Genomic DNA, 3,767 nt, shown 5'->3' with positions numbered 1-3,767 from the left:
ACAGGCGCACGATTCCGGACAAGCCGGAATGACAAAAATAAGGGGGGCAATTTCAAATGCGTTTGCCCTGAAAGATACAGTTTGCAAATTTATTTCGGGAAATGTTAATATTCGCATACGGGCGTTGAGTCAGCGCCGGTAAGGTTTCAATAGTTTAGGAGTTGAGGAGGCCCCGATGGACATTCTTATAACATTTCCCGGCGGCAAGCGTGTCAATGCCGAGTTTGCTCCGGTTGGCGATGCGGCTCCAATGGTCATAGCCACCGACCAACCCGTCAAATACGGCGGAGATGGTTCTGCCCCTGAGCCCTTTAAACATTTCCTTGCGTCTATCGGCACATGCGCGGGGATTTTTATCCTGAGTTTTTGCCAGAAAAACTCCATCCCCACCGAGGGGATGACCCTTGAGCAGAGCCACGAATACACCACAGAAGGGCCGGGAAAATCGAGGCTGGCAAAGATAACCATAGATATAAAGGTACCGCCGGATTTCCCTGAGAAATACTATGACGCTGTCGTAAGGGTTGCTGAGCAGTGCGCCGTGAAAAAGGCAATAATGGATCAGCCGCAGTTTGAGGTAAAGACGGTTGTCGCACGGAGTTAGTGGTTTGGCAACTATGGTTGAGCCGGAATAAATGCATGGAAATAAACACATAAGGAGTTAAGACAATGGGAGTTTTAGACGCAATAGGCAACACCCCAATAGTAAGTCTCGACAGTATAAACACAAATCCCAAGGTGAAGGTCTTCGCAAAACTTGAAGGGAATAACCCCGGTGGCTCTGTGAAAGACAGAATAGCATTCTATATGATAAAAGACGCCGAAATCGCCGGCACTCTGACAAAGGACAAGGTAATACTTGAGCCTACAAGCGGCAACACGGGCATAGGACTTGCCATGGTTGCGGCCGCCAAGGGCTACCGCGTTAAACTGGTAATGCCGGAGTGCGTAAGCATGGAAAGGCGCAAGACCCTTGAGGCCTTTGGCGCCGAGCTTATCCTAAGCCCCGGCAAAGAGGGCACTGACGGGGCAATCAGGCTTGCCCATAAGCTCTACGACGAAAACCGCAAGGACTACTTTATGCCCGACCAGTTCAACAATCCATCCAACATGAAGGCACACTACGAAGGCACCGGCGTAGAGGTCTATAACCAAACAAAGGGCGAGATAAGCGTCTTTATGGCCGGCATGGGCACATCAGGCACCCTCATGGGCACAAGCAAGAGGCTCAAGGAATATGACAAGTCAATTCAGATAGTCGGCGTGGAGCCGATTTTAGGCCATAAAATCCAGGGCCTGAAAAACATGGGCGAATCCATCGTGCCCGGCCTGTTTGACCCCTCGCGCCTCGACGAAAAAATCAACGTCAACGACGACGAGGCATACTCGACCTCAAGAGACCTTGCAACTAAAGAAGGGCTTTTCGTAGGCATGAGCAGCGGGGCGGCGGTATTTGCGGCGCTGAAAAAGGCAAAGGAGATGAAGGACGGCGTGCTGGTCGTAATACTGCCCGACAGAGGAGACAGGTACTTAAGCACATCGCTGTTTAAGTCTATTTGCGCCGATTGCCCGCCTTAAGCGCAAAAAATAAAAGAATAAAGATTAAAGACGAAGGGGGGGTACCCCCTTCACCCCGTATTAGGGGCTATATAGGCGTGTACTTCGTTACTCTGTTGCGTCCCTGTTTTTTAGAATTATACAGGGCGATGTCCGCCTCGTGCAACATCTGCAGGTAGTCTTTTAAGTCCTTTCGATACTCTGCCACGCCCATACTTATCGTAGCGTTTATCTGACAGTCACCGGATGTGATTGTCATAAGCCCTACGGCGTCTCTAATCCGGTCTGCTAAAAGTACGGCATTCTCTTCATTTGTCTCAGTTGAGATTATGATAAACTCCTCACCGCCATATCGTCCCAATGAATCGGTGTTTCGCAGCATGCCGCAGACCTTTTTGGAAACTCTTTTCAGTACCTCATCGCCTGCCAGATGCCCGTAGGTATCGTTAACTTTTTTGAAATGATCCAGATCAAACATTATTAAAGAGAACACATTTCCGTACCTTTTGGACTTGTTGAATTCCTGCTCCAGATGTTTTTCTATATAACCCCTGTTATAGACACAAGTCATCGCGTCGTAATTGGTCATGAGTTTAAGGGCCTTGTTGGCATCAATTACCTCGTCCACAATCTTCTGAGATTCGGCGGTCTCGGTCATGTCCTGAATAGTCATACAGATCAGGGCTGTCCGGCCATCGGTGTCCAATATTGGGATAAACGTGCAGTCCTGATACATATACCCGGCTTCGCCCGTTATCTGGCGGTTATGCTGAAATTTGAACAAATACGGCCTTTGCTTCCACGAGACAAATGAATAACTCTTCAGTATCTGAAGACTCTGGAATTTCATCTCAAGCCAATTCCTTGACAGATACGGGAATATGTCGAATAAGTCTTTTCCCACCGCGTCTTCACGGCTTACGCCGCTATGTTTAGACATAAAACTATTCCACACTACCACGCGACACGTCAGATCAAGCACTACAACGCCGACACTTAAACTGTCAACTATGGATTTACTGAAATACTCTCCGATGTCTTGTGTAATTGTTTCCATTAATCGTCACATCTCAGAAAGTAGCCTCTGAAGCGCCTTCCGCACCGCTTCAATTGCCTGTTCGGACACAAATATTAACAAATCGCTCTTAAACTGTTTGTCTTTCAGGTTGAACGTTATCTTAACCATCAGCGTATGGTCCCAGTTCAACTGGCTTCGTTGAAATGAGCTATAAACAAACTTTGTTAAATCAATATTGTCGGCCAACACTACCGGAGGCTTGAAAGACATATCCCCGTTAAACAGTTGATTGGCAATCCCGTTTAAACACGCCCCGGCTATGATATTTGTAAGCTCAAGCATTATTTCAATTTTCTGTGAGTGCTCAGAAACACTGTCAAGACCGAAAATTCCGGCAACGGTTTGAACCGTCTGACTGTTGAATATGACAACGGCCTCGCCATCAACCCGCGTCCCGTGAGAAAATGACTGCGCCAACGCCGTCACAGAGTCTGAGACAGAGAAAACCGTATCTTGTAAGACCTTCTCCGCAACCCTCTCGGCCTCAAGTATCTCAATCTCAGGGACAGATAAATCAACGAAAGACTTCAACAGCCTCGCCAGCTTGTCACCAGCTTGCCCTAACGCCAGATTAAAGGTCTCTTTTAATAAATCCTTCTCATCGTCTGTAAGACTAATTTTTAACATGAAACCCATTTTCTTTGAGGACTTTAATCATTTGTTGCCTGTTAAAAGGTTTTTTCAAATAGCCGATAGCCCCGGAAGCCTTCACCATCTCCTCAACACCGGGCTGGATATCGGCACTCAGCACGATTGCCTTTATGGCCATCCCGTGTTCTTTAAGATGTTGCAGCACCTCGTAGCCGGTCATCTCAGGCATCGTCAGGTCTAACATTAACAGGTCAACTTTATAAGCGTGGCAGGCCACACACGCCTCCTTGCCATTTGACCCCTCTGTCACCACAATATCTTCATAATCCAGTATGGACAGCATCTCCTTCCTGACATAACGTTTGGCCACATTTGAATCATCCACTAAGAGTAACGAAAAACTCACAAGTCACCTCGCTCGTATCAGTAATTGTCCACTGTGGTTGATTCTATCACAGTGGCAGTGCTCATTGCAAGTGCAGCTTATCTCCCTATAACCGACATAGAGAAGCGAAAAGAGTTAAAAGCCCCCGTGCTTTAA

Annotated in this window: 5 protein-coding genes; 2 read left to right on the top strand and 3 right to left on the bottom strand. The window is 47.4% G+C overall.

The features are described from left to right. The first annotated feature begins 175 nt into the window (after positions 1-175). Both AB7D94_RS16745 and AB7D94_RS16740 read left to right on the top strand, forming a co-directional pair. Positions 176-604 (top strand): OsmC family protein, encoded by a 429-nt coding sequence (locus AB7D94_RS16745; protein ID WP_420267209.1) that lies wholly within the window; start codon positions 176-178, stop codon positions 602-604. 65 nt (positions 605-669) lie between these two features. Next, positions 670-1,578 (top strand): PLP-dependent cysteine synthase family protein, encoded by a 909-nt coding sequence (locus AB7D94_RS16740; protein ID WP_420267207.1) that lies wholly within the window; start codon positions 670-672, stop codon positions 1,576-1,578. Between the two features lie 67 nt (positions 1,579-1,645). Here the strand turns inward: AB7D94_RS16740 and AB7D94_RS16735 are convergent, their stop codons facing one another. From AB7D94_RS16735 to AB7D94_RS16725, 3 genes are read right to left on the bottom strand one after another with little or no spacing between them, the layout of a single operon-like run. Further along, the gene (locus tag AB7D94_RS16735; protein ID WP_420267206.1) at positions 1,646-2,614 is read right to left on the bottom strand and encodes a sensor domain-containing diguanylate cyclase; all 969 of its coding nucleotides are present in this window, start codon (positions 2,612-2,614) and stop codon (positions 1,646-1,648) included. A gap of 6 nt (positions 2,615-2,620) precedes the next feature. Beyond that, on the bottom strand, positions 2,621-3,262 hold the full coding sequence (locus AB7D94_RS16730; RefSeq protein WP_420267205.1) for a hypothetical protein: 642 nt from the start codon (positions 3,260-3,262) through the stop codon (positions 2,621-2,623). Continuing rightward, a complete protein-coding gene (locus tag AB7D94_RS16725) occupies positions 3,249-3,611 on the bottom strand; it encodes a response regulator (RefSeq protein ID WP_420267210.1) in 363 nt (120 codons plus the stop codon). Before AB7D94_RS16725 ends, AB7D94_RS16730 begins: the two co-directional genes overlap by 14 nt. Between the last annotated feature and the right edge of the window lie 156 nt (positions 3,612-3,767).

This window comes from Candidatus Magnetominusculus dajiuhuensis, from assembly GCF_046044395.1.
GTDB classification, from domain to species: Bacteria; Nitrospirota; Thermodesulfovibrionia; order Thermodesulfovibrionales; family Magnetobacteriaceae; genus Magnetominusculus; species Magnetominusculus dajiuhuensis.
Note: the sequence above shows the minus strand (reverse complement) of the source record. Positions and strands in the feature narration are given on the sequence as shown.

What these genes read in the sequence shown, in the direction of transcription:
- AB7D94_RS16745 (WP_420267209.1), top strand. Translation starts at nt 176, where the DNA reads ATGGACATTCTTATAACATTTCCCGGCGGCAAGCGTGTCAATGCCGAG.
- AB7D94_RS16740 (WP_420267207.1), top strand. Translation starts at nt 670, where the DNA reads ATGGGAGTTTTAGACGCAATAGGCAACACCCCAATAGTAAGTCTCGAC.
- AB7D94_RS16735 (WP_420267206.1), bottom strand. Translation starts at nt 2,614, where the DNA reads ATGGAAACAATTACACAAGACATCGGAGAGTATTTCAGTAAATCCATA.
- AB7D94_RS16730 (WP_420267205.1), bottom strand. Translation starts at nt 3,262, where the DNA reads ATGTTAAAAATTAGTCTTACAGACGATGAGAAGGATTTATTAAAAGAG.